Below are 19,343 nucleotides of genomic sequence, written 5' to 3'. Positions count from 1 at the left end.
AGCGAAAAATTCCGCCCTAGCATTTTGGAATAGACTTCAAACATATCAAAATAGCCCTAAAGTGCCAACACGCCACCAAGAAGAATTCTCCTTGCGTTGGTGTTATCAAAATATTGGAGTGCATTGCCGTCTAGCGTTAAATATCCGCTGGTTGTGCTCTTGCCTGTCATGGTCATCCCGGTATTTTTATCAAGTTGCCAGAGAGGTTTTCCGCCCGCCCCCAAAGTCTTCGACTTGATGACGTCACCAATCATCAGGTCAGTGATTGTGCCCTCACCAATAACCGCAGAATTAATAATCACCTGATTGCCTTGCGTGGTGAATATTAATTGCGGATTTCCCCCAGCCGCATTCATGATCGAGAATCGGTCTTGCAGAAAAATGGTATTCGACTGCATACCCTGGTCCGTGTCCTCAATGCTCTGCGTCATACCCGCAACATATTGGCGCCCATTCGCATCAACCTTAATGCGCAGTGTGCGATAGGCCGACAGCTGCGCATCCGTAGCATTAACGATACTCCTGATATCGCTTATTTCGGTCGTGACGCCGTTAACCGTTGAGGTAAGTTGCGTAATCTGTGTGGCTTGCGTCGTAAGCTGCCCATCAATGCTGGTGACAGCGGTTTGCAGCCCCTCCACCGCCGATGCATTTGCGGTCAGGCCAGTAACAGGATCGGTCATCTGGCTGTTGAGGTGGGTTAGCTGCTGCGCTGTGGTCGCATCCAGCGTGGTCACCGTCTGTTCCAGCCGGGTCAAATTGCTGTTAGTGGTACCAATACTTGACTGCATTTCCAGCAGCGCAATTGTCCTGGACTCGACTTCATTTGCAATTGCAGCCCGCGTTTCGGTGATTTCTGCCACCCGGTCGCCGTTCTGCGCGCGCCAGCGTCGTGTTTCAGCGTCGTTCGCCAGGCTGTTACGGATAATGGCTTTAGCCTGTTCAATGCTGTTCAGCATGCCACCCGAGATTTGCTGGGTATTGTTCTCAACCTCACCGACCAGAGATTTCCATGCGTCGGTTTCAGTGATTTCACCCACAATCACATCCGTAATATCGCTTACGTCTGTGCTGGATCCTCCGCGTATCCAGTTCGTCCACGGTCCCTGATTGCCAGACTTGTCAACAATGCGGGCACGGTAAAAGAACGCCTGGCCTACGCTGAGCCCCATTTGTTGATAGGTGCGCGTAGGATACGCCACATCAGACAGTAACAGCGCATTCTGCCCGTCGCTCGTCGGGGAATACTGAATTTCCGTTTTCAGTGTATCGTCAGTGTCAGCGGGGAAATTCCAGTTCAGCTGGATACCGAAAACAAGTGGCGTTGTGGTGAAGCTCGCCAGTGCAGGCAGGTTGCCCTCTTTGCCGTTAAGCCGGGTTTCCTGCGCGTTGGCCCACATGCTGGAGATTTCAGCCGCATTGATTGCCCGGACACGCGCCTGATATTGTCCGGCGTAAATGCCAGAGACTTCAAAACCCAACGCAGAAGTACGCGCTGCATTTATCCAGTTGCCGTTATCCCGTCGCCATTGCGCTTCATACGCGATGGCACTTTCAGCCCGATCCCACGTCACCCGCAATGTCGTCATGTTTATGCCCTGATCGACCGTGTTGTAACTACCGATCTCGACATTTGCAGGTGCGGGTTGCACGGAAGGAGGAATAACGCTGATCGGACACGATTCAATGCGCGCGCCGTTATCAATCTTGTCCCATTTGTCCGGGTCATACTCGACGCCGGTGATATCGAATGACAGACCGCCATCCGCCTCGGCCACACCAACAATACGGTACAGTTGCAAAGCTAAATCAGTGGCATCTATCGCCCAGACAGATTCTGCGATCGGCGTTTCGCTGTAATCTGTTGTGACCGTAATGATTTTATCGTTTACCGCCTCAATGGTACGCCCTTCTGCTTTCCCGCTAGGCAGATTGACAATCAAGCGCTCACCAACGGCAGCAGAAGAGACGCGATCGAGCGTGATGTTACGCCCGTCAACCGCGCTGATACGCCCCCCTAATGGACGTCCTGCCAGTAATGAATCAGCCACACCTACAATTGAGCCAGGCACAGGAATATCGCCATCCAGCCCCATCGTGTACGCAATGGCCCGGTCCGCATCATTGGTGTGCAAAATCCATTTACCACGGCGGATCGCCTCCGTCTGGCGAATACAACCAATCGCCGTCACTTCGGCCTGTTTAATCCCGTAACGTTTAACCAGCTTGTTATCATTGACGGCTTCAACAGCATCCTGATAACCGTTTTCGGGATCGGACCAGGACACCATCGCTGTGCTGTAGTGAGTTTTCTCGCTGGCGTTGCTGTAAGTAAATTTCCCGTCTTTCACGTTGGCGCGCGTGACGATGTAATCAATGTCACGCGGCATATCGGCAATGACGTTCATCTGGTTATTACCCCAGAACGTGGCACCGCGAAAAATGGCAGCCAGATCGTTAAGCACGGTCCAGGCTTCTTCCTGTGACTGGATATATACGTCGCACAAAAAACGTGGCTCGGTGCCGACACCGCCACGGCCATCTGGAACTTGCTGATCGCAATACTGCGCAATCTGGTACAGCGTCCACTTCGAAACCGAGAGATTTTCAGCCTTGATGCGGTTGCCAAGACCAAAGCGATCGCTGATTTGGATGTCGTAATACACCCAAGCCGGGTTATTGGTGAACGCCCATTTAAAGGTGCCGTTCCATGCCCCGCTGTAAGTGCGGGCTACCGGATCATAATTTGAGGGAACGCGGATAATACGCCCATTAGGCTCACAGGAAATCACCGGGATATTCTGGAACTGCTTCGCATCAAACTGAACAAACAGCAGCGCAGTTTCCGGGTAACGTAATTTCGCATCAATGACTTCCGTGATGGCATCAATGACCATTTTATCGGCAATGCGGTTGCTCGTTGAATTCGGCGTAATGCGACGCACGCGGATTTGCCAGCCGGTTGTTGCATCAGGTAAGTCAATACGGTGGCTGCGCTCATATTTCGTCATAGTCTTACCGTCGACCGCTGTTTTCAGCAGTTCCTGATAGCTGCCACCGTCCGTAGCCACATCAATCGCGTACTCAATGCGATAACCCACTACATCGCCGTTATCCAGTTGTTGCTGGAGCGCAGACCACGAAAAGCGCAGACGCACAGCGGAAAGTTGGGTATTGGTGAGCGAACGCACCCAGGCTGTCTGGCTGGTTAATTCTGTGCTGACGGTAATTTCATTCTCAACGCCGGGGAAACCGGGGATATAGGATTGATCGGGCGTGCCGGAACGAAACTCCCACGTCACGCCTGAAAAGTTTGCGTTGCCATTGGTATCAGTGATCGGCGTACCGTCCAGAAAAACCCGCGAACCATCCAGCCCACCGCTAAATTCACCCTCCCCCAGCGCCAGCAGGATTTTTGCGTAGGACGTAGACTGAATAGAATCCGGCGACTCAACCGGCGTCCGGGCATTACCGCCGCCCCCTTTACGACCATGAATCGTCATGAATGCTCCAGAAATAAAAAAACCGCTGAGAACGGCTTAAGAAGTGAACGGAATGATTACTGCTGATCTTCTGCGTAGATACCCGCTGAGATAATTGCGCCACCGATTCGGCGACGTCCATACAGGATGGGCACCGGATTACCCTGAGCGATGGAGTTGACCGGTCCGCCGAATGCGTAGGACGGTTTGTTGTCAGGGGATTCGCGCATGGCAAGACCCCCCTGAACAGGGGTTAGCATCTGCACCACGCCGCCAAGCATCATCGATGCGCCCATTGCGCCAACGGAAAGAAGTGCTTTAGCGGGTATTAATGAGGCTGGGTTCCATATAGCTGCGGCCAGAAGAACCGCCCCCAAAATTGTTTGAAACAATCCCGCCTTTTTGCTCCCAATAATTACTGGAGCAATACGGATTTCATGGCTGATAGTAAAATCCAACTCATCACGAGTAAGATTCCGCTTACCGTCAAATACCGCGTAAGTTAACCCCCGCGCCTTGCTGATCAGCAGGAACTTTTCAAAGCCGGGGATGATCACGCTGAGCGCCTTGATAGCTTCCTGATGGCTTTCTACTGCCAGTTTATGAACGCGACCAAACGTTGCGCCCAGAACGCCATAGAGGCGGATGGTTTTCAGGGGTTGGTACTCAATGGCTACCGACATTAACGCCTCCCGTATAACGTAGGCGGGTTATGGTCCTGTCCAGCCAGTAGCCGCCGTAGGGCACTTTCTGGCTCAACTGGTTGTACATGTGATGGATCATTTCACCGCTGCCGACATAAATCCCTGCGTGGTTTGGCTCGCTGGCTCTCACCTGCATAATGATGACATCACCGGGTTGTAGCTCACCATTGACAGCAGTAAATCCCGCCTCGGCGTAATGTTTCATGTAAAGGTCTTCGCTACGGTTCCACCATCCATCTGAACGTTCAAAATTGGGCAGCGTTATGCCTCGCTCCAACAGATACCAGTCACGCACAATGGCGTAGCAATCCCAGATGCCATGCACAAAAGGACGCCCCAGCAACGGCTTGATACCCTCCGTAGGCATAATGGTGCGAATATCCCCCTCAGGCCAACTGGCGATAACCCAAGGCAGTTGTGACACATCACATTCAGCCTGATCAACATGACTCGGTTGCGTGGTCGCATCAGGGTGACTGTGAACAATGGCAATGATGGTCGCGCTATCCTCTGCTTCCGCGTAATCCTCCGGGTTCATCGTGAAATGCTCTTCCGGCTCCAGCGCCTGATTGCGACAGCGCACGTAGCGCTGTTTCCGGCCGCTCTGCACAATCAGTCCACATGCTTCGTACGGATAGACGTGCTCGGCGTGGGCCAGTACTTCTGTAATGATTAATTTGCTGAGTTTCACTATTCACCTCTTAATCAGCGCGGAGCCGGGGAAACCGCCGAAAGGTAATTCAGCATCTTCACCAAAACGCGGCTTACAGCCGGTCGATAGCAACCCTGAGCATTCATCCAACGCCGGATCGCTAACAGGATCACCCTCTGCATCAAAATAGTTTGTGCCGGTATAGCCACAGGATGCCCCCCGATACTGACCACGCATGCACCAGGTGCACAGGCTGTGTATCTGCCGGGTGGGGATCATGATGCCTTGCAGGTCTGCAGGGGATGACAATTTGAAGCTGACTGATTCGTCGTCTTCTGCGGTTTTGCTGTCGATATACCAGACTTCTAACCGCTCCTGCGTTGGATCGGCATCGGCGTTACCTTCAGGAAAATTTCGCGCATCAAGATAGTGCGCAAACGTGGTGTGAACACGCACCGTGGCCTGTGCCAGATTCTGATAAGCCAGACAGAGCGCCGTAATGGTGCCATCGATATTACCCACCGCCAGTGTGGGCGTCGGGGCACTGCCATCGCTGGTCATTTCCAGCCCTTCGACCTGCGTGGGCCAGGCTTTGTATTCTTTGCCCTGCCACCAGATCGATTTGGCGAGTATCTTTGCTTCATCGTCACCCGCCGCCTCAATTTCCTCTGAGGTATGAGCGATGGGATGACTGTGGAAATACAGTTCCGGGCCATCAAATGCCGTGCAATCCACTTCAAACAGGCGCACGCGATCGCCCGGCTCCAGTTTTTGGGAGTCAGTATTTAATGACATAAAAATCCCGTAATAAGGTATTTAGTCTTGATGAGATACTTAATGAGGTTTACGGATGGTAGGCCGTCACAAACGTTGCTGTGAGTTGAAATACCTGATCGCCACGGCTGTTTTTACCCAATGCGGTAACGTTAAATCCATCAGGGCAGCAGTACAGCCCTAACTCAGCAAGCGGGTTCACCCATCGAAACGACATATACCCCTTGTGGCGACGCAGAAATGCAATAATTGGCTGAATATGGGCATCATCGCCAACAAACGTTAACGGCCAGCTTTGTGACTCGCCGTTAATCCCATCGCCTGCCCGCTGCGTGTACCCGTCACCGAACTGTATCGATCGGGTTCGCTGTGTAAATGCCCCCTCTGGATTGACGCGGGGACAGAAGGTGAATGTCTCGATAGCCATTATCCCCCTCTCCTTCCTTTCATTGCTGCATTCAGACTTTTTCCTTGCCCCATTTCTTTCTGCAACAGGACCTGAAACCGCTGATCGACAAATTGACCTATTTCACGCCCAAACTGTTCATAACCCGGTGTTGACGTTTGGCTTACTTGCCCGTTGCTGGAAATATTTACCGTCACCTGAGGAGCACCGCCGCCCAACGCTGAAACATCCGGCATGATCGCCCTGACACCGAGCGAACCATTTGCAGCACGAGTCAGTGGCATAATCGCCTCCGGCCCGGCCTCACCAAACACTCCAGCCCCTTTAGCAAAAGCAAACAACCGAGGCGTGCTGTACACACCACCGCTGTAGGCACTGAGCGACGGTGATTGATAAACACCCCCCTGAGCATTGAACGAAAGATTGTTGTATGCGCCAGTTGTAAAAGCATTGCTTGACGCCGACGCTGCACCGGAAAACGCTGATGCCCCGGCACTAAACAAGCTACCAAAAACACCGCTGGCAGATTGAGCTGCGTTTGCCACCGCCATATTAACCAGCACGTTCTGGATAATCTTCAGTACGCTAACACCCCAGTCCTTCCAGCTATTTTTATTGCCGTTCAGCATTTCAGTGATGGAGCCAACGGCACCACTCATCGCCGTTTTCATGCCCTGTGACGCCTGAGTTGCATAATCGGTGGCATCATCAGCCCAATCGGCAAAACCATCACGCATGCCCCCCATCCAGTTATTGCGCTGATCATCCAATGAGGTGTAATACATCTGCTGGTCATTCAGACGTTTATCCAGATAGCGCTTATTCAGGGCAATGGCTCGATTGAAAAATTCGTCATCAATTTCACCAGCCTGATGCTGACGCCGTAGCTCATCATCTTTCTGGATAAACTCGCGGCGAATGCTGATCATTTCCTGCATACGCTCACGAACGCGGGAACCCTCGCCGAAACCGACAAGGTTAGCGTCGTTAGCTGCCTTTGCATTGGCATTTGAATCAATCAACCCATTCTCGTATTCAGTAGCTTTCTTCCGTATTTCTGCCTGATCAATAAGATCTGCATTATGAAGCAACTCGGCTTTATGCTTTGCCGATATTGCTGCCAAATCCCCCTGAGAAATTTTGTATTTCATCTTAGCTAACTCAGAAGATTGCCCATCTAATGCAAGCTGTTCCCTCAGTTGCTCATTAATGCGTTTGTAAGCATCTTCGGTTTTTTGCAGTGATGACTTTTTATTTCTATCCTTCCCTGCCTGCTGAAGATGGTATTCCTCTACGGCATTAGCCTGAATCCTTTCAATCTGAGCATCTTGACCAGTAGCAACACTCCCTGCCGTGTCTACCTTCAACGCCCCTCTCTTCGTTGCATCCTGAATGGCTTTTAATTTTGCACGTTCAATCCCTTCCTTGCGTAACAACTCAAGGCTCTCTTGCTGCTGCTTAATATATTTTGTGTATGCCTCATTCTCTATTTGCTGAGTAACGCCACCTACCTTTTTACTGTTCAACTCATCCATGAACTGAACGGTTATTGCCATCGCGTCTGCAACACCTTCCGCTAATTTATAAGTACTGACTAATTCACGCTGTATCTTTTGAAAAACAGCCGATGAAACAGAAACTTTATTATTTAACTCATCTTGAAGGCGTGATTGATTAGCAATGGCATTATTGAGTTGTTCAGTTGCATCTGACACATCGCGGCTCGCCTTCTCATATTCACGCTGAGCGTTGGCCGCATTTACAGCATAACCACCACCATCACCGCCAACGGCCCTTGCGTGCTTATTATACTTTTCTACTTCTGCAGCAGCGGTTTCTTGAGCATCTTTTAACTCACTGAGTCTTGCCTTTAACGCATCAATCGAGCTACCAGAATCCGCAATAGCCCCTTTGAGTTGCACAACATTCATTTCTTTTGACTTGGCAACAATGTCATCAAGCGTACTGGCATACTGAATAGCAGATTGGCGGGCTTGCTCTTGGTTTTGATAATACATATACCAGGCACCAGCACCCAGCATAATCAAGCCAGGAATACCACCAACAAGCCCAAGAGCTCCAGCCATAAGACGAGAACCAACCGCAGTGACACTATTTAACGCGGTGTGTGCCGCTGTTCTCGCTGTGATGTTTCGCGTTAAGACTGTTTGTGTTGCCGCCAGCCGCTTTTCTGCCGCTGCTTGTGCTTCCGTCCCCTGCGCCGCGATTAACGCCTGCTGTGCGCGATAAACGGCAGCCCTGGCGCAAGCGGTAGCAATCTGAGTCCCTCGTAATTGTGCTTCAGCTAATGCCACCTCGCTTTTTGCAGCAGAAATTAACCCAGCCGTAGCACTGTATGCGCCTGACGCCATATTCCCAAAGTAACGAGCGGCACCAACAGCCACCAGCGCACCGGCAGCGGTCGCTACACCATCAATATTATCGGTTAACGAATCCAGTGTTCCTGACAGGGTGGCCGTCACACCGGATGTCTGATTAACCCCGCCCACCCATTGTTGAAAAGCGTTTTGAACTTTAGTTACTGATCCGCCAACAGTGGCTGGCATTGCCGCAAATTCATTTTGCATTGCGCCCAACTGACTGATTAGGGCTGGCACAACTTTATTAGCGGTTAGCTGTCCTTGGTCAGCCATTGCCTTTAGGTCTTTGCGCGCCACCCCCATCCCTGCGGCCAGCGCACGAATAACGCGATCACCATTTGCGTTTACAGAGTTAAAATCTTCACCACGCAGCACACCCTGTGCCAATGCCTGGCTGAATTGGGTAATAACAGAACTGGATTCCTGAACACCCGCACCAGAAAGTTTAAGGCCGGTAGCCAATGCTTCGGTAACCTTTAACGCGTCCTGCGATGAGTAACCGTATTCACGCAATGAAGCGGCTGAGCGGGCAAATAACCCTGCATTATCTGCAAAAGCGGTACCCGTTCTTTGGCTAAGTGCCATCAACGCGGCCTGATTACTGGTGAAGTCTTGCGTCGATATCGACGCCTGTTTAAGCCTCGCATTGACCATATTCCACTGATCGACAAGGTTAATGAGATGCCCGGTAGCAAATGCACCAGCCAATGCACTCGTCATGCCCAGCGCCGTAGATTTTACAGAGGCAAGCTGTGCATTCACTTCTGCCAATGCGCGCTGGCTTTCACGCGATGCCGCCGCCGCTTGTCGCCCGCCATTCTGCATGGTTTTATAATAATCTGACCCCATACGCGAAGCGCGATTAATTTCAGATTGAAAAGACTGAGAGTTGGCAGAAATCTTAATAATCAATTCGCGTAGGGTTGCCATTTTATTTTCTCCGGGCAATAAAAAACCCGCACTGGGCGGGTTTGTATCGATTATCAATGTGTTATTTACAGGCTTCTAATCCAACATAGTATGCAATTGACTCTCCTACAATTGGTGCCATGCTTTTATCTGGCGATGATTTTTTCATTTGTTCTAACGTATCACCAGTGCCCAAATACTTAACTGTGCAGCTTTTACAATCTTGACATCCTCCCCGCCCTAAAGTACGGGGTTTTACGGCGCACCTGATAATAATATAAATTTTATGACGCTTTGAGGCTTTGTTGAATAATAGGGAATCATGCTGTTTTGCCATACTCTTTTTGGCAGAAAATGCTTGTCACCTTAGGCATTCCGTTTTCTCATGATGCTTAACTGCATGATTTTACGTTGCTGGAAACAATCGTTTTACTGGGCTGCCAGCATAAAATCTGTTTATTCAACAAAGCCGTGATCCAATCCTTTGTCTTACAAGGGCGAGACAAGAGTGGAGAATTATTTAGAACAGTTATTTAGATTTATCGATGATAATGTTGATTTGTAGTGGTCAACTAATATTGGCCACCGCATTAGACTGTATGTAGAACAGTCGCTCAGATTCGTTTGGAGTTAAGCCGCCGTTATACCAGTGAGGCCGGATAGCGCTGTAATACCCCGTGATGTAGCGGATAATCGCGTCCTGGGCTTCGCTGAAGCTGTTGTAACCCTTTGTCGGCACCCATTCTGTCTTCAGGCTGCGGAAGAACCGCTCCATTGGCGCATTATCCCAGCAGTTACCCCGCCGACTCATACTCTGCTTTATCCGGCAGCGCCACAGGGCTTGCCGGTATTGACGGCTGGTATAGTGGCTGCCCTGGTCGCTGTGGAACATGACTCCTGTTGGTTGTCCCCGGAGTTCCCAGGCCATCTGCAACGCTTTAACTGTCAGCGCCGAGTCCGGCGACGTCGACATAGCCCAGCCCACCGGTTTGCGGGCGAACAGGTCTAGCACCACCGCAAGGTAAGCCCAGCATTTGCCCGTCCAGATGTAGGTCACATCGCCGCACCAGACCTGATCCGGCGCGGTAACCGCGAACTGGCGGTTGAGATAGTTCGGTATTTCAACGTGTTCATTGCCGCCGCGTTTGTATTTGTGAGCCGGTCGCTGGCAGCTAGCGATACCCAGCTCCTTCATCAGCTTGCCAGCCAGCCAGCGCCCCATTTTGACACCAGAGCTGCCGGTGACGATGGTCGCGATACTTCGAGCGCCGGCAGAGCCGCCGCTGGCGTTCCAGGCTTCCATGACGCGACTACACTTAACCACGCGCTCACCGTCGGGTTCATTAGCGGAAGCCTGCCAGTGCCTGTAGCTGCTGCGATGTACCTCAAAAGTTTGGCACAACGCCGTGACCGGGTATCGCGCCCTCAGCCTGTCGACTACCGTGAACCGTTGAGTGAGTCCGACATTAAGAGCGCCGTAGCCTTTTTTAGGATTTCGTTCTCCATTTCAAGGCATTGGACTTTTTTCTTCATCTCACGCAGCTCGAGCTGTTCAGGGGTAAGAGGAAGTCCCGTTGGCGTTTTTCCCTGTCGTTCAAGGCGAAGCTTATTGACCCAGCGACTAATGGCAGAATGGCTGACATTAACCGCCTCTGCGGCCTTAACGTATGTGTAGCCGTGGTCGACAACCAGCTTTGCGGCTTCGAGCTTAAATTCCGCCGTAAAATGTTTACCCATGAGGTCACCTGTCGTGTTGATGAGGTGAGCATATCACCTCCGATCAGGTGGCCAGTATCAGTGTGCCACTACAATTTGCGCGGATTGTTTTTCATTTATTTCTTGTAAGATTTTTATCTGATCATTGGCTCTAACGCTACTACGGTTTAACAGATACCAGATAAACAAGTCTATAATTCGGGCAATCAGAAAAACTATAATCCATCCGGAGGTACTCATTTAAAATCCCCATATCTTAAGTAACAGGTGGTTACAACCTAACACCAGTTAGCATGGGGATCTACTTAACTCGCAGCCTGAGAAAGAAACGCCTCCAGATTGCCAAACGGGTCAGTGTCCTCCTCTTCCTTGCCTGACCAGTCAAGCATAGCGTCAGTCAGAGCCACTTTTACCCCCTGCGCACCCCAAACAGCACTGACAATCTGCGCCGTTTGAATATCTCCCCGAGCATCACTGATGGGGGAAAGTTTGTCGTACTCAATCCACATCATCAACTCGCTGGCTGTCATCGTCTGACGCATTTCTGACAGCGTGCGCCCAAGTCGGAGCGCCAGCGCCATCAAAAACTGCATGCCAGGTTGAGTTACTTTTTTTTGGCGACCTCCGCGTCGTTGATGATGTCCAGCGCCTGACGCAGCAAGCGACTATGTACAGGACCATAAACGCTTTCCACCTCTTCGAGATTATCGACTGAAAACACAGGTTCACCCTCTTCATCACGCAGAATATCGATAAACAGCGTGGCATCGGCGTGAAGATGACGGCGGGCGCGTTCAGATACAGATAACACTTCGCTGTCATCGCCGGTTTTCACAGCATCCTGCCAACGTAACCACGCCTCTGCGGAGGGTTCCCGTAGAGTGACGTTCACCCCTTCCCACTCTGGCACCTCGATAGCCTTCGTGAGAAAGCCAGCACCGGGAGCCAGCGCCAGCGATTTAATGCTTTTCTTTGCCATGCGGTTGTTGCTCCGGGTTAGCTAATGGTGACGGTGCAGGATGCGGATGTGAGGGTAACCGGCGATAGTGCCGAATCTGTCACCTCACAGGTATAAACACCCGCATCACCGGCTACCGCGCTGGCCTTGTTGAATGTCGCGGCTGTCTGACTGCTCACTACGGTACCGCCTTTCTTCCACTTATAGGTGTATGGCGTTATGCCACCACTGGCCGCTACCGTTAACGTTAATGCCGATCCAGCCGTTGCTGATTTTGTGGCGGGCAGATTGGTTGTCAACGCCAATGGCGTCGGCACAATGTTTGTCGGCTTGCCTTTCAGACGCAGAGAGAACGTAGCCGCTACCACGCCATTAGTACCCGATGACCAGGTATGTTGGCGTACTTCAGCCAAAAATTGAAAGCCGTTGCCAGACGGGAAGATCACCTGAAACGCATAGCGGGTGTCATTGTCATAGGCATCACGTAGCGCATCTTGCGCCGGACTGCGGTAGAAGTTGCCACTCAGCGAAATTTCAGACTGGGCGGGCAGACCGTTAATGTTTTCCTGTTCATCCGAGCACAACGTGGTGACATCAATGTCGTTTTTCTGGCCCCCGGTGAACTGGATTTCTTTGATGGTGCAGGTTAAATCAATGTATGTCGCTGATGCCATATCTTCAGCGGTCGTCGGCGCAGACGAGATTTTAATTACCGTCTTCTGTGATTTTTCATAAAGGGCTGACATAGCTTTCTCCAAAAGAAAAACCCGCGCAGTGGCGGGTTGATGGTGAACGGGTGTTAGGGTGGGGTTAATCAACGAACTGTAATTCTACCGTTGCGCGATAAAGTGCCGTTTCAGTGTCGTAGCCGTGTGTTTTCAGTTGTTCGCCGGGGCCAAGTGGTGACAAAGCAACAATAACAGTGCCACAAATTTCACGCGCCTGCGCCATCGTTTTTGCGTAAGCATCAAACTGAATAGATGAGGTAGTTTCTGCCGGGCCGCATAACACATCAGCGGAGGGTTGCGACACAAACGAGAACACCACCCACGGTGGGGAAATCGCTGGCTCACCCTCGTTATTCAGCGGAATGATGTACGGATAAACATTACCGTTTGCTATCCCGGCTATCAGTGGGTGAATATCGGTTTCGGTCATTTACTCAGCACCTCATCGATAGCGCGGTTTGCGCGTGCAATGGCGGCGTTAGCGGCTTCCTCTTGCCTGACATCAAATGCTGGTCTGACAAAAGGATGCGCAGGCATATTCAACGTACCCATTTCGACAAAGCGCCAGTAAAAGGCATTGCGCGGGTTTTCCGCCTTCATGGTGTTGTCGCTGTTACCCGTTCGGGGATTCACACCGCGAATATGCACGCCAGATGAGATTTCTCCCTTTCGCCGTGATTTCTGAGTAACCACCACAACGTTTTTACGCATTTTCCCGGTGCGAACCGGGGCGCGTGCGATAACCTCCTCCTTCAACACTTCGGCACCGGCGCGAGTGGCATCACGCAGCACATTGTTGTTTTCTGCCCGACTCAACTTTTCCAAATCTCTGGCAATATCGTTCAGGCCGGAGAAATCAAGACCAAAATCAATCACGCTTCACCCCCTGCTTGCACAATATTTCCAACCGAGTGCACTTACCGTCTGGAATAGGTGGCCCGATAATGTCCAGCGTTAAGCCTTTAAACGGCCCATTCAGGCACAGTAACCGTGACGCCGCCGATACATCACGGCGGTGACGCATCCACACGCGGATCGTCGCCTCGGCAGATACCACACCAGAAGCCACCCGCTCACGCCCGCTTATAGGTGCAACCTCGGCCCACACAGTAGCAGCATCAAACCACGTCTTGATAGGCTGACCACCAGCATCGCGGGTTGTGGTGAAGTTCTGGAGGGTGACGCGGTGGCGTAACCGTCCTGCCAACATAATTCCTCCCTAAATAATCGTTGGTCGTCGGAGATCGTAAATCAGCATCGTCACAGAGAGCGGGAGTTCCCCCTGATTTAGTTTCTCTTCCTCTTCTCCGTTGCGGTTTCGGTCAAGGTATCCAAGTAATACCAGTAGCGCTGCCTGTACTCTCTTTAGTGGCTCCCCTTCAACCAGGCGGCCATTACCTTCGACAACCCGTTCCCGGCTACCCTGGATATAAGACAGGATCGCCGCGCTACCGGACTGAATTTTCAGAAGCAGATCGTCATCACTGGAGTCATCATCAATGCGCAAGTGCTCTTTTACCTGTGACAACGTCACAAACTCAATCACGTTTTATCCCTCCCGTCTCGCCCACGCTTCGCAGCTAGCGTCCATCCGGAAGAACCGGTCTCACCAGGCTTATCCTGAGTCCTGGTATCACAATGCCAGAGTGAACCCCCCCATGTGACCGTATCGCCGGGCAGATATTCGTCGCCTGATTTGAATACGCCGCGGTACACCATAACTGGTACATCGAAAGCTTTTTTCTCGCTGGCTCCACTTGCACGGTTAACAGTGACAATAAAGTGGCGCAGACCATCCATGCTGATATCAACGCCTGACACACCATCGACTATGCATTCCCAGCCATGTGTCCCGTGAGTTTTCTCGTAAGCCCGCCAGAGTCCACCGTTATGGGTGGCATAAGACCCCCGTGGGTAACTTTTTGACGCATCAATAAAAGTCAGTAATTCCAGTGCAAGCGCATCACGGCCATCTTCACCGGGTTTGCCAGGTTCCGGCGTGGGAATCTCTGCGATTGCCTCACTGATGAGAGCGTTAACATCAGGAATTTCCGGCATCACCGCCGTAATAAGTTCCTGCAACACTGGCCTGACTTCTTCTACCGTCACGCTTTTACCATCCTGCGGTGCTGGGATGGCGGCTACGGCTTCACTGACTGCATCGTCAACGGCCTGCATAAGCACAGCCGGATCGTAGTCTTTACCGTCCTTCGGCGCGGGTATTTCACCAACGGCTTTGCTGACAAGGTCTTCCAAAACAGGAAGGATTTCATCCACTGTCACGCTTTTGCCGTCCTGCGGTGCTGGGATTTCCGCTACGGCCGCACTGACTGCATCGTCAACGGCCTGCATAAGCACAGCCGGATCGTAGTCTTTACCGTCCTTCGGCGCGGGTATTTCACCAACGGCTTTGCTGACAAGGTCTTCCAAAACAGGAAGGATCTCATCCACTGTCACGCTTTTGCCGTCCTGCGGTGCTGGGATTTCCGCTACGGCCGCACTGACTGCATCGTCAACGGCCTGCATAAGCACAGCCGGATCGTAGTCTTTACCGTCCTTCGGCGCGGGTATTTCACCAACGGCTTTGCTGACAAGGTCTTCCAAAACAGGAAGGATCTCATCCACTGTCACGCTTTTGCCGTCCTGCGGTGCTGGGATTTCCGCTACGGCCGCACTGACTGCATCGTCAACGGCCTGCATAAGCACAGCCGGATCGTAGTCTTTACCGTCCTTCGGCGCGGGTATTTCACCAACGGCTTTGCTGACAAGGTCTTCCAAAACAGGAAGGATCTCATCCACTGTCACGCTTTTGCCGTCCTGCGGTGCTGGGATTTCCGCTACGGCCGCACTGACCATAGCGCCGATATCCGGCAACTGAGGAATTTCGGGAGCCGGAACAGATGCCACCGCATCGGCAAGCAAGGTGGAAAAATCTGGCGCCGGAAAATCCCTCAGGGTCGCAACCTCCTGAGCGAGCATGCTCAGCTTCTCTTCCGTTGCCTGCTGATGGTCGCTGAGGCTTTTTCTGAAAGATCCACGTAGCTCGCCGAGTGCCTGAGAAAATTCCTCCCCCAGCGCCCTGATAAGGGAAAGTTCACGTTCATTCATTTGGCTAACAATCCTCTTATCATGGCTTTTGCCGCTGTCAGTTCAGATTCAGACATCGCCTTCCCGCCTGATTCGTCAGGTGTCGTACGGCTGTCGGCAACGGATTTAGCAAACGGATCATCAGAAGCATCACGCCGGGCCAGTGCTTCAAGGCTGAAGTTTTGCTGCTGAAGATACAGCGCATCACCGCCGGGTAAAGGCGGCAGATTTTCACTCTTGCGCGCCTCATTTGGCGTCAGAATGGTATTTTTCACGCCCTCCCCGAGAGATTTGATGCGGCGCTCGCTGTCCATACGCAACAGCGCATTTACATCAAACTCAGTTCCCGTTTCGCCATCGAGATCAAAGGCTTCATCCAGAAGCAACTCTATCGACTCAATGAGCGACTGAAGGCACTGCGAATAATATTGCTGGTCCTGCGCTTCAATATTGTCGTGCGTGGGGAGATCACCGATACCCACTTTATAGGCCGGGACATGAAACACGGAACATATGATCTGTGCTGTCATGCTCAGTTGTTCGACGGTTTGCGCATCAGCAGCTGATACCGTTGTCGGGTTGTACTTAGCACCGTTACTCAGAATGGCGGTCTTCCCAGCATTCTCTCCGGAATATCCGGTATCCCAGTTATCTTTAATTTTTCTGGCGTTCTCTTCAGTTAGGGACCCGGGCACCTCAATCACACCGCTTGGCTTTCCGCCGTTACGGAAAAAATAAGCTGAGTTTTCCTGTATGTGATGTCCCTGCATCGCCGCCAGACGAGCAGCGTAAAGAGGAGATAAACCGATGAGCGGGTGGAAAAGACAATTGAAGCGATCGTGTATCACCTCACGAGCAGGGACTGTAACCGACGATTCAATTCCGGCCATATTGTCCGGGTTTATCTGGTAGAAGATCGAACCATCATCCGCCACCCGTGGAGTAACCTTGTTCCAGTCCAGCAGCCTGAGTTCGGTAATTTTTCCGGTGTTATTACGTATTTTTAACGCCACCGTATTCCCGTGGCACAGCTTGGAGTTCAGCCAGTGCTCAAAGAACTGTATTCGGTTCTGAAAGGCATTGGGTCTTTTGTACAGTGCCGGAATGTCTCCTGCTTTTACCTCCTGCATGACCCCTCCTGAGTCACGACGCATCAGCCGTGGCGGCATCTTGGCGATATCACTCGCAATCAGCGAGATGCAGGCGAATACAGCATAATAAGAAAGCACGGTGTCCTGATTAATTTCAAGGTTACGCTGCCATGCCCCGGCGAAGGGTTCATGAATAAAGCCGAATAATGACGTCCAGCCTCCGCGGCTGATAGGCTGCTGCAGGGCTTTTTCTTTTCCCTGTTTTCTCCGCAAAGGATTCCACATTAGCCGTTCTCCGCTTTTCGCTTATTCTTTTTGCCATCGGTACGCGCACCGGTGAAATAGTCCGCCTTGCCAAGCAGCACCAGCACCTTTGCGCACCGATTGTCCACGGCTTTCACGTCGCCCGGAACGGGAGCATGGGTACGTTGCAGATATCTGATTTTTGCCATGCAATACGGCGGGGTTTCCCCCGCCCTCCTTCCGCCGTTTAGCTGCCCTGGTTGGCGCTGTAGTTCACACCAGAAATAACCGCTACCGCTGCTGTGCGACGGCGCTTCCAGTTAATCCAGCGCTCGGCGCGGATAGCCACGCTGTTGGTCTGGAACATGGAGACCAGTTCAGTGCCGGCAGGCGTGATGCTGTCGCCGGTGGGTTCACTTTCCATTTCCAGCGATGCTTCACGAGACATATCCACCGCCACGCCACCATCATCAGCCAGATAAATATCCGGCGCGTTCACAAACACCAGTTGGCTACCAACGTACTGGGAAACAATGACCGGAAGCCCCTGGAAGGTACCGCCAAGCAACGTCATGTCAGGGTATTCTTTCTGACCCAGAGCATTCTTACGCATGGACAGCGCCAGCGCGGTAGTGCTGGACATCAACCAGACCGCGCCGTTTGGTTGCAGGTTAGCGGCAACGAAAACCCCAAAGGCGGCAGCAGCATCCTCATCCGGGCTGCCGGTGGACGGGATCGCAGCAATGCCATGAGTGACGGATGCAGGGGAAACGTTAGCAACTTCAGCTTTTGCCGGGTTGATAAAGTCAGTATCCAGGCGAGCAATGACCGCTTCAGCGAGCGCGTTACGCACCAGTGCATCGGCGGCCGGATTGGAAAAGCGGATCAACTCATCGGTCAGTACCGCGATAGCCGCCACCTTGGCAAAGCTGAATGTGATCGACTCAACGTCGAATTTAGTCAGCGGTTTTGCCTTACCCTGTCCCACCCAGTTCGCTGAGCCGCCGGACGTCTGCGCCGGAATACGGATGTTGAACGGCACCTGACGCAGGGCCGGGATGCCACCCTGGCCAAATCGACCGATAATGGTCTGCGGACGGAGGAATTCAACAAAATCCTGCGCATATTCCTGATACTCCACCAGCGCGCCAGCCCAAGTAGGATCGGTGGTGGTACCGGCACCCACCGCGGCTTTCAGCACATGGTGAAGCTTCGCATCATCAGGATACTGTTTACGGGCGATCTCCAGCGCTTCAGAACGGCTGCCGTTAGCAGCGGCCAGTGCTTTCGCGAAACGGGCAAAGGCGATACCTTTCTCCAGCTTCTGGTCGACGCGGATAATCCCCGGTGTAGCGGCCTTAACAGTAGTGACTTCACCATTAGCGGCTTTAGAAACCGGCTTAGCGGTCGCTGCCATATTGCTTTCCATGTCGCGCAGACGTTTAAGGTGCGCATCCACAGATTTGATTTCTGCGGAGGTGTTGTCGTAGCATTCCTCTTCCTCAGCATCCAGCGTTCGCCCCTCTTCGGCTGCTTTGGACATCACTTCATCAAGGGAGGCTGCCAGCGCCGCACGTTTCGCTTCGAAGCTCTTAATGTGTTCTGCGATATTCATCGAATTGATTCCTTTTTTGGTATTGGTTGCTGTAGCGCCAGCGGTTTTAGCGGTTTTCACTACCGGCTTCTCATTGCCTGACGCGGCGAGAAGCTGGCGATCGAACGATTTAACGGTCTGGATGGAACATTCGGCATTTGCCGGAATAGTTACAGCCGAGACTTCAAGCAGGTCCCAGGACAAAAAGCGGATACCCCCTTCGTCAAGGAAGGAATAGTCAATCGGCCGGAAGCCGATAGACAGTCCCCGGACTAACCCCGCCTTTATCGATGCCCATGCCTCATCGAGACGGGCGACCAACGGCGATGGCATGTCAGACGTTGGTTTCACCAACGTTGCGGTGATCTGCAATCCTTCCTTCACCATTTTTGGTGTGCAGGTGCCGATAGGTTGCGAGCGGTCGTGCTGCCAGAGGAACGGCGTGTCACTACGGAATTTCGCCCCCTCTGGCTCCATGATGTCACCGTCACGATCGGGTGACGGCGTGGAGGCGATGCCGGTAATAATCCGATCATCCTCATTTACCGACTTCACCGTCATGAGGGTACAGGCGCGCTTAAGCGTCATTTTCTGTCCTCCAGAAATGAAAAAACCCGC

General features: G+C 52.2%; 20 protein-coding genes. All 20 read right to left on the bottom strand.

All coding sequences use genetic code 11. From position 1 onward, the window contains the following. Window positions 1-56: 56 nt before the first annotated feature. On the bottom strand, window positions 57-3,503 hold the full coding sequence (locus tag ACWWJF_RS20895) for a host specificity protein J (RefSeq protein WP_455868407.1): 3,447 nt from the start codon (window positions 3,501-3,503) through the stop codon (window positions 57-59). A 56-nt stretch (window positions 3,504-3,559) separates the two neighbouring features. Continuing rightward, entirely contained in the window at window positions 3,560-4,165 is a 606-nt protein-coding gene (locus ACWWJF_RS20890) for a tail assembly protein (RefSeq protein WP_455868406.1), read from the bottom strand. Further along, complete coding sequence (locus ACWWJF_RS20885; protein WP_455868405.1) at window positions 4,149-4,877, bottom strand: C40 family peptidase; 729 nt, start codon at window positions 4,875-4,877, stop codon at window positions 4,149-4,151. The genes ACWWJF_RS20890 and ACWWJF_RS20885 overlap by 17 nt, the downstream gene beginning before the upstream one ends. A gap of 3 nt (window positions 4,878-4,880) precedes the next feature. Next, window positions 4,881-5,633: a phage minor tail protein L gene (locus tag ACWWJF_RS20880; RefSeq protein WP_455868404.1), complete on the bottom strand. Its 753-nt coding sequence runs from the start codon at window positions 5,631-5,633 to the stop codon at window positions 4,881-4,883. Window positions 5,634-5,682: 49 nt separating this feature from the next. After that, window positions 5,683-6,039, bottom strand: coding sequence for a phage tail protein (locus ACWWJF_RS20875; protein WP_455868403.1), 357 nt, complete (start codon window positions 6,037-6,039; stop codon window positions 5,683-5,685). After that, the gene (locus ACWWJF_RS20870; RefSeq protein WP_455871187.1) at window positions 6,039-9,329 is read right to left on the bottom strand and encodes a phage tail tape measure protein; all 3,291 of its coding nucleotides are present in this window, start codon (window positions 9,327-9,329) and stop codon (window positions 6,039-6,041) included. The genes ACWWJF_RS20875 and ACWWJF_RS20870 overlap by 1 nt, the downstream gene beginning before the upstream one ends. A 61-nt stretch (window positions 9,330-9,390) precedes the next feature. Then, complete coding sequence (locus ACWWJF_RS20865) at window positions 9,391-9,645, bottom strand: hypothetical protein (protein WP_455868401.1); 255 nt, start codon at window positions 9,643-9,645, stop codon at window positions 9,391-9,393. A gap of 231 nt (window positions 9,646-9,876) precedes the next feature. Next, a protein-coding gene (locus tag ACWWJF_RS20860; protein WP_455868400.1) for an IS3 family transposase occupies window positions 9,877-11,045 on the bottom strand; the annotation gives its coding sequence in 2 pieces (ribosomal slippage) (window positions 9,877-10,790 and window positions 10,790-11,045; 1,170 coding nt in all). Between the two features lie 57 nt (window positions 11,046-11,102). Beyond that, window positions 11,103-11,264, bottom strand: a complete 162-nt coding sequence (locus tag ACWWJF_RS20855) for a YebO family protein (RefSeq protein WP_455868399.1) — start codon at window positions 11,262-11,264, stop codon at window positions 11,103-11,105. Between the two features lie 65 nt (window positions 11,265-11,329). Next, window positions 11,330-11,605 (bottom strand): phage tail assembly protein T, encoded by a 276-nt coding sequence (locus ACWWJF_RS20850; RefSeq protein WP_455868467.1) that lies wholly within the window; start codon window positions 11,603-11,605, stop codon window positions 11,330-11,332. Window positions 11,606-11,628: 23 nt separating this feature from the next. Beyond that, entirely contained in the window at window positions 11,629-12,003 is a 375-nt protein-coding gene (locus tag ACWWJF_RS20845) for a phage tail assembly chaperone (protein ID WP_455870482.1), read from the bottom strand. Window positions 12,004-12,020: 17 nt separating this feature from the next. Then, window positions 12,021-12,728: an immunoglobulin domain-containing protein gene (locus tag ACWWJF_RS20840; protein ID WP_455868466.1), complete on the bottom strand. Its 708-nt coding sequence runs from the start codon at window positions 12,726-12,728 to the stop codon at window positions 12,021-12,023. A gap of 64 nt (window positions 12,729-12,792) precedes the next feature. Continuing rightward, window positions 12,793-13,140 carry a hypothetical protein gene (locus tag ACWWJF_RS20835; RefSeq protein ID WP_455868397.1) on the bottom strand — a complete coding sequence of 116 codons (348 nt, stop codon included), beginning with the start codon at window positions 13,138-13,140 and terminating at the stop codon, window positions 12,793-12,795. Continuing rightward, on the bottom strand, window positions 13,137-13,586 hold the full coding sequence (locus tag ACWWJF_RS20830; protein ID WP_455868396.1) for an HK97-gp10 family putative phage morphogenesis protein: 450 nt from the start codon (window positions 13,584-13,586) through the stop codon (window positions 13,137-13,139). The genes ACWWJF_RS20835 and ACWWJF_RS20830 overlap by 4 nt, the downstream gene beginning before the upstream one ends. After that, entirely contained in the window at window positions 13,579-13,920 is a 342-nt protein-coding gene (locus ACWWJF_RS20825; RefSeq protein ID WP_455868395.1) for a phage head closure protein, read from the bottom strand. Before ACWWJF_RS20825 ends, ACWWJF_RS20830 begins: the two co-directional genes overlap by 8 nt. A 9-nt stretch (window positions 13,921-13,929) precedes the next feature. After that, complete coding sequence (locus ACWWJF_RS20820; protein ID WP_455868394.1) at window positions 13,930-14,256, bottom strand: head-tail connector protein; 327 nt, start codon at window positions 14,254-14,256, stop codon at window positions 13,930-13,932. Then, window positions 14,253-15,818 (bottom strand): phage portal protein, encoded by a 1,566-nt coding sequence (locus ACWWJF_RS20815; protein WP_455868393.1) that lies wholly within the window; start codon window positions 15,816-15,818, stop codon window positions 14,253-14,255. Before ACWWJF_RS20815 ends, ACWWJF_RS20820 begins: the two co-directional genes overlap by 4 nt. After that, window positions 15,815-17,173 (bottom strand): phage portal protein, encoded by a 1,359-nt coding sequence (locus ACWWJF_RS20810; protein ID WP_455868392.1) that lies wholly within the window; start codon window positions 17,171-17,173, stop codon window positions 15,815-15,817. The genes ACWWJF_RS20815 and ACWWJF_RS20810 overlap by 4 nt, the downstream gene beginning before the upstream one ends. Then, a complete protein-coding gene (locus ACWWJF_RS20805) occupies window positions 17,173-17,340 on the bottom strand; it encodes a hypothetical protein (protein WP_455868391.1) in 168 nt (55 codons plus the stop codon). Before ACWWJF_RS20805 ends, ACWWJF_RS20810 begins: the two co-directional genes overlap by 1 nt. A gap of 38 nt (window positions 17,341-17,378) precedes the next feature. Continuing rightward, complete coding sequence (locus ACWWJF_RS20800) at window positions 17,379-19,313, bottom strand: phage major capsid protein (RefSeq protein ID WP_455868390.1); 1,935 nt, start codon at window positions 19,311-19,313, stop codon at window positions 17,379-17,381. Between the last annotated feature and the right edge of the window lie 30 nt (window positions 19,314-19,343).

The sequence above is a fragment of the Symbiopectobacterium sp. Eva_TO genome (assembly GCF_053848865.1).
Note: the sequence above shows the minus strand (reverse complement) of the source record. Positions and strands in the feature narration are given on the sequence as shown.

Bases quoted from the DNA above. Each gene is read 5' to 3' on its own strand.
- ACWWJF_RS20895 (WP_455868407.1), bottom strand. From the start codon at position 3,503: ATGACGATTCATGGTCGTAAAGGGGGCGGCGGTAATGCCCGGACGCCG.
- ACWWJF_RS20890 (WP_455868406.1), bottom strand. From the start codon at position 4,165: ATGTCGGTAGCCATTGAGTACCAACCCCTGAAAACCATCCGCCTCTAT.
- ACWWJF_RS20880 (WP_455868404.1), bottom strand. From the start codon at position 5,633: ATGTCATTAAATACTGACTCCCAAAAACTGGAGCCGGGCGATCGCGTG.
- ACWWJF_RS20875 (WP_455868403.1), bottom strand. From the start codon at position 6,039: ATGGCTATCGAGACATTCACCTTCTGTCCCCGCGTCAATCCAGAGGGG.
- ACWWJF_RS20870 (WP_455871187.1), bottom strand. From the start codon at position 9,329: ATGGCAACCCTACGCGAATTGATTATTAAGATTTCTGCCAACTCTCAG.
- ACWWJF_RS20865 (WP_455868401.1), bottom strand. From the start codon at position 9,645: ATGGCAAAACAGCATGATTCCCTATTATTCAACAAAGCCTCAAAGCGT.
- ACWWJF_RS20855 (WP_455868399.1), bottom strand. From the start codon at position 11,264: ATGAGTACCTCCGGATGGATTATAGTTTTTCTGATTGCCCGAATTATA.
- ACWWJF_RS20850 (WP_455868467.1), bottom strand. From the start codon at position 11,605: ATGGCGCTGGCGCTCCGACTTGGGCGCACGCTGTCAGAAATGCGTCAG.
- ACWWJF_RS20845 (WP_455870482.1), bottom strand. From the start codon at position 12,003: ATGGCAAAGAAAAGCATTAAATCGCTGGCGCTGGCTCCCGGTGCTGGC.
- ACWWJF_RS20840 (WP_455868466.1), bottom strand. From the start codon at position 12,728: ATGTCAGCCCTTTATGAAAAATCACAGAAGACGGTAATTAAAATCTCG.
- ACWWJF_RS20835 (WP_455868397.1), bottom strand. From the start codon at position 13,140: ATGACCGAAACCGATATTCACCCACTGATAGCCGGGATAGCAAACGGT.
- ACWWJF_RS20825 (WP_455868395.1), bottom strand. From the start codon at position 13,920: ATGTTGGCAGGACGGTTACGCCACCGCGTCACCCTCCAGAACTTCACC.
- ACWWJF_RS20815 (WP_455868393.1), bottom strand. From the start codon at position 15,818: ATGAATGAACGTGAACTTTCCCTTATCAGGGCGCTGGGGGAGGAATTT.
- ACWWJF_RS20810 (WP_455868392.1), bottom strand. From the start codon at position 17,173: ATGTGGAATCCTTTGCGGAGAAAACAGGGAAAAGAAAAAGCCCTGCAG.
- ACWWJF_RS20805 (WP_455868391.1), bottom strand. From the start codon at position 17,340: ATGGCAAAAATCAGATATCTGCAACGTACCCATGCTCCCGTTCCGGGC.
- ACWWJF_RS20800 (WP_455868390.1), bottom strand. From the start codon at position 19,313: ATGACGCTTAAGCGCGCCTGTACCCTCATGACGGTGAAGTCGGTAAAT.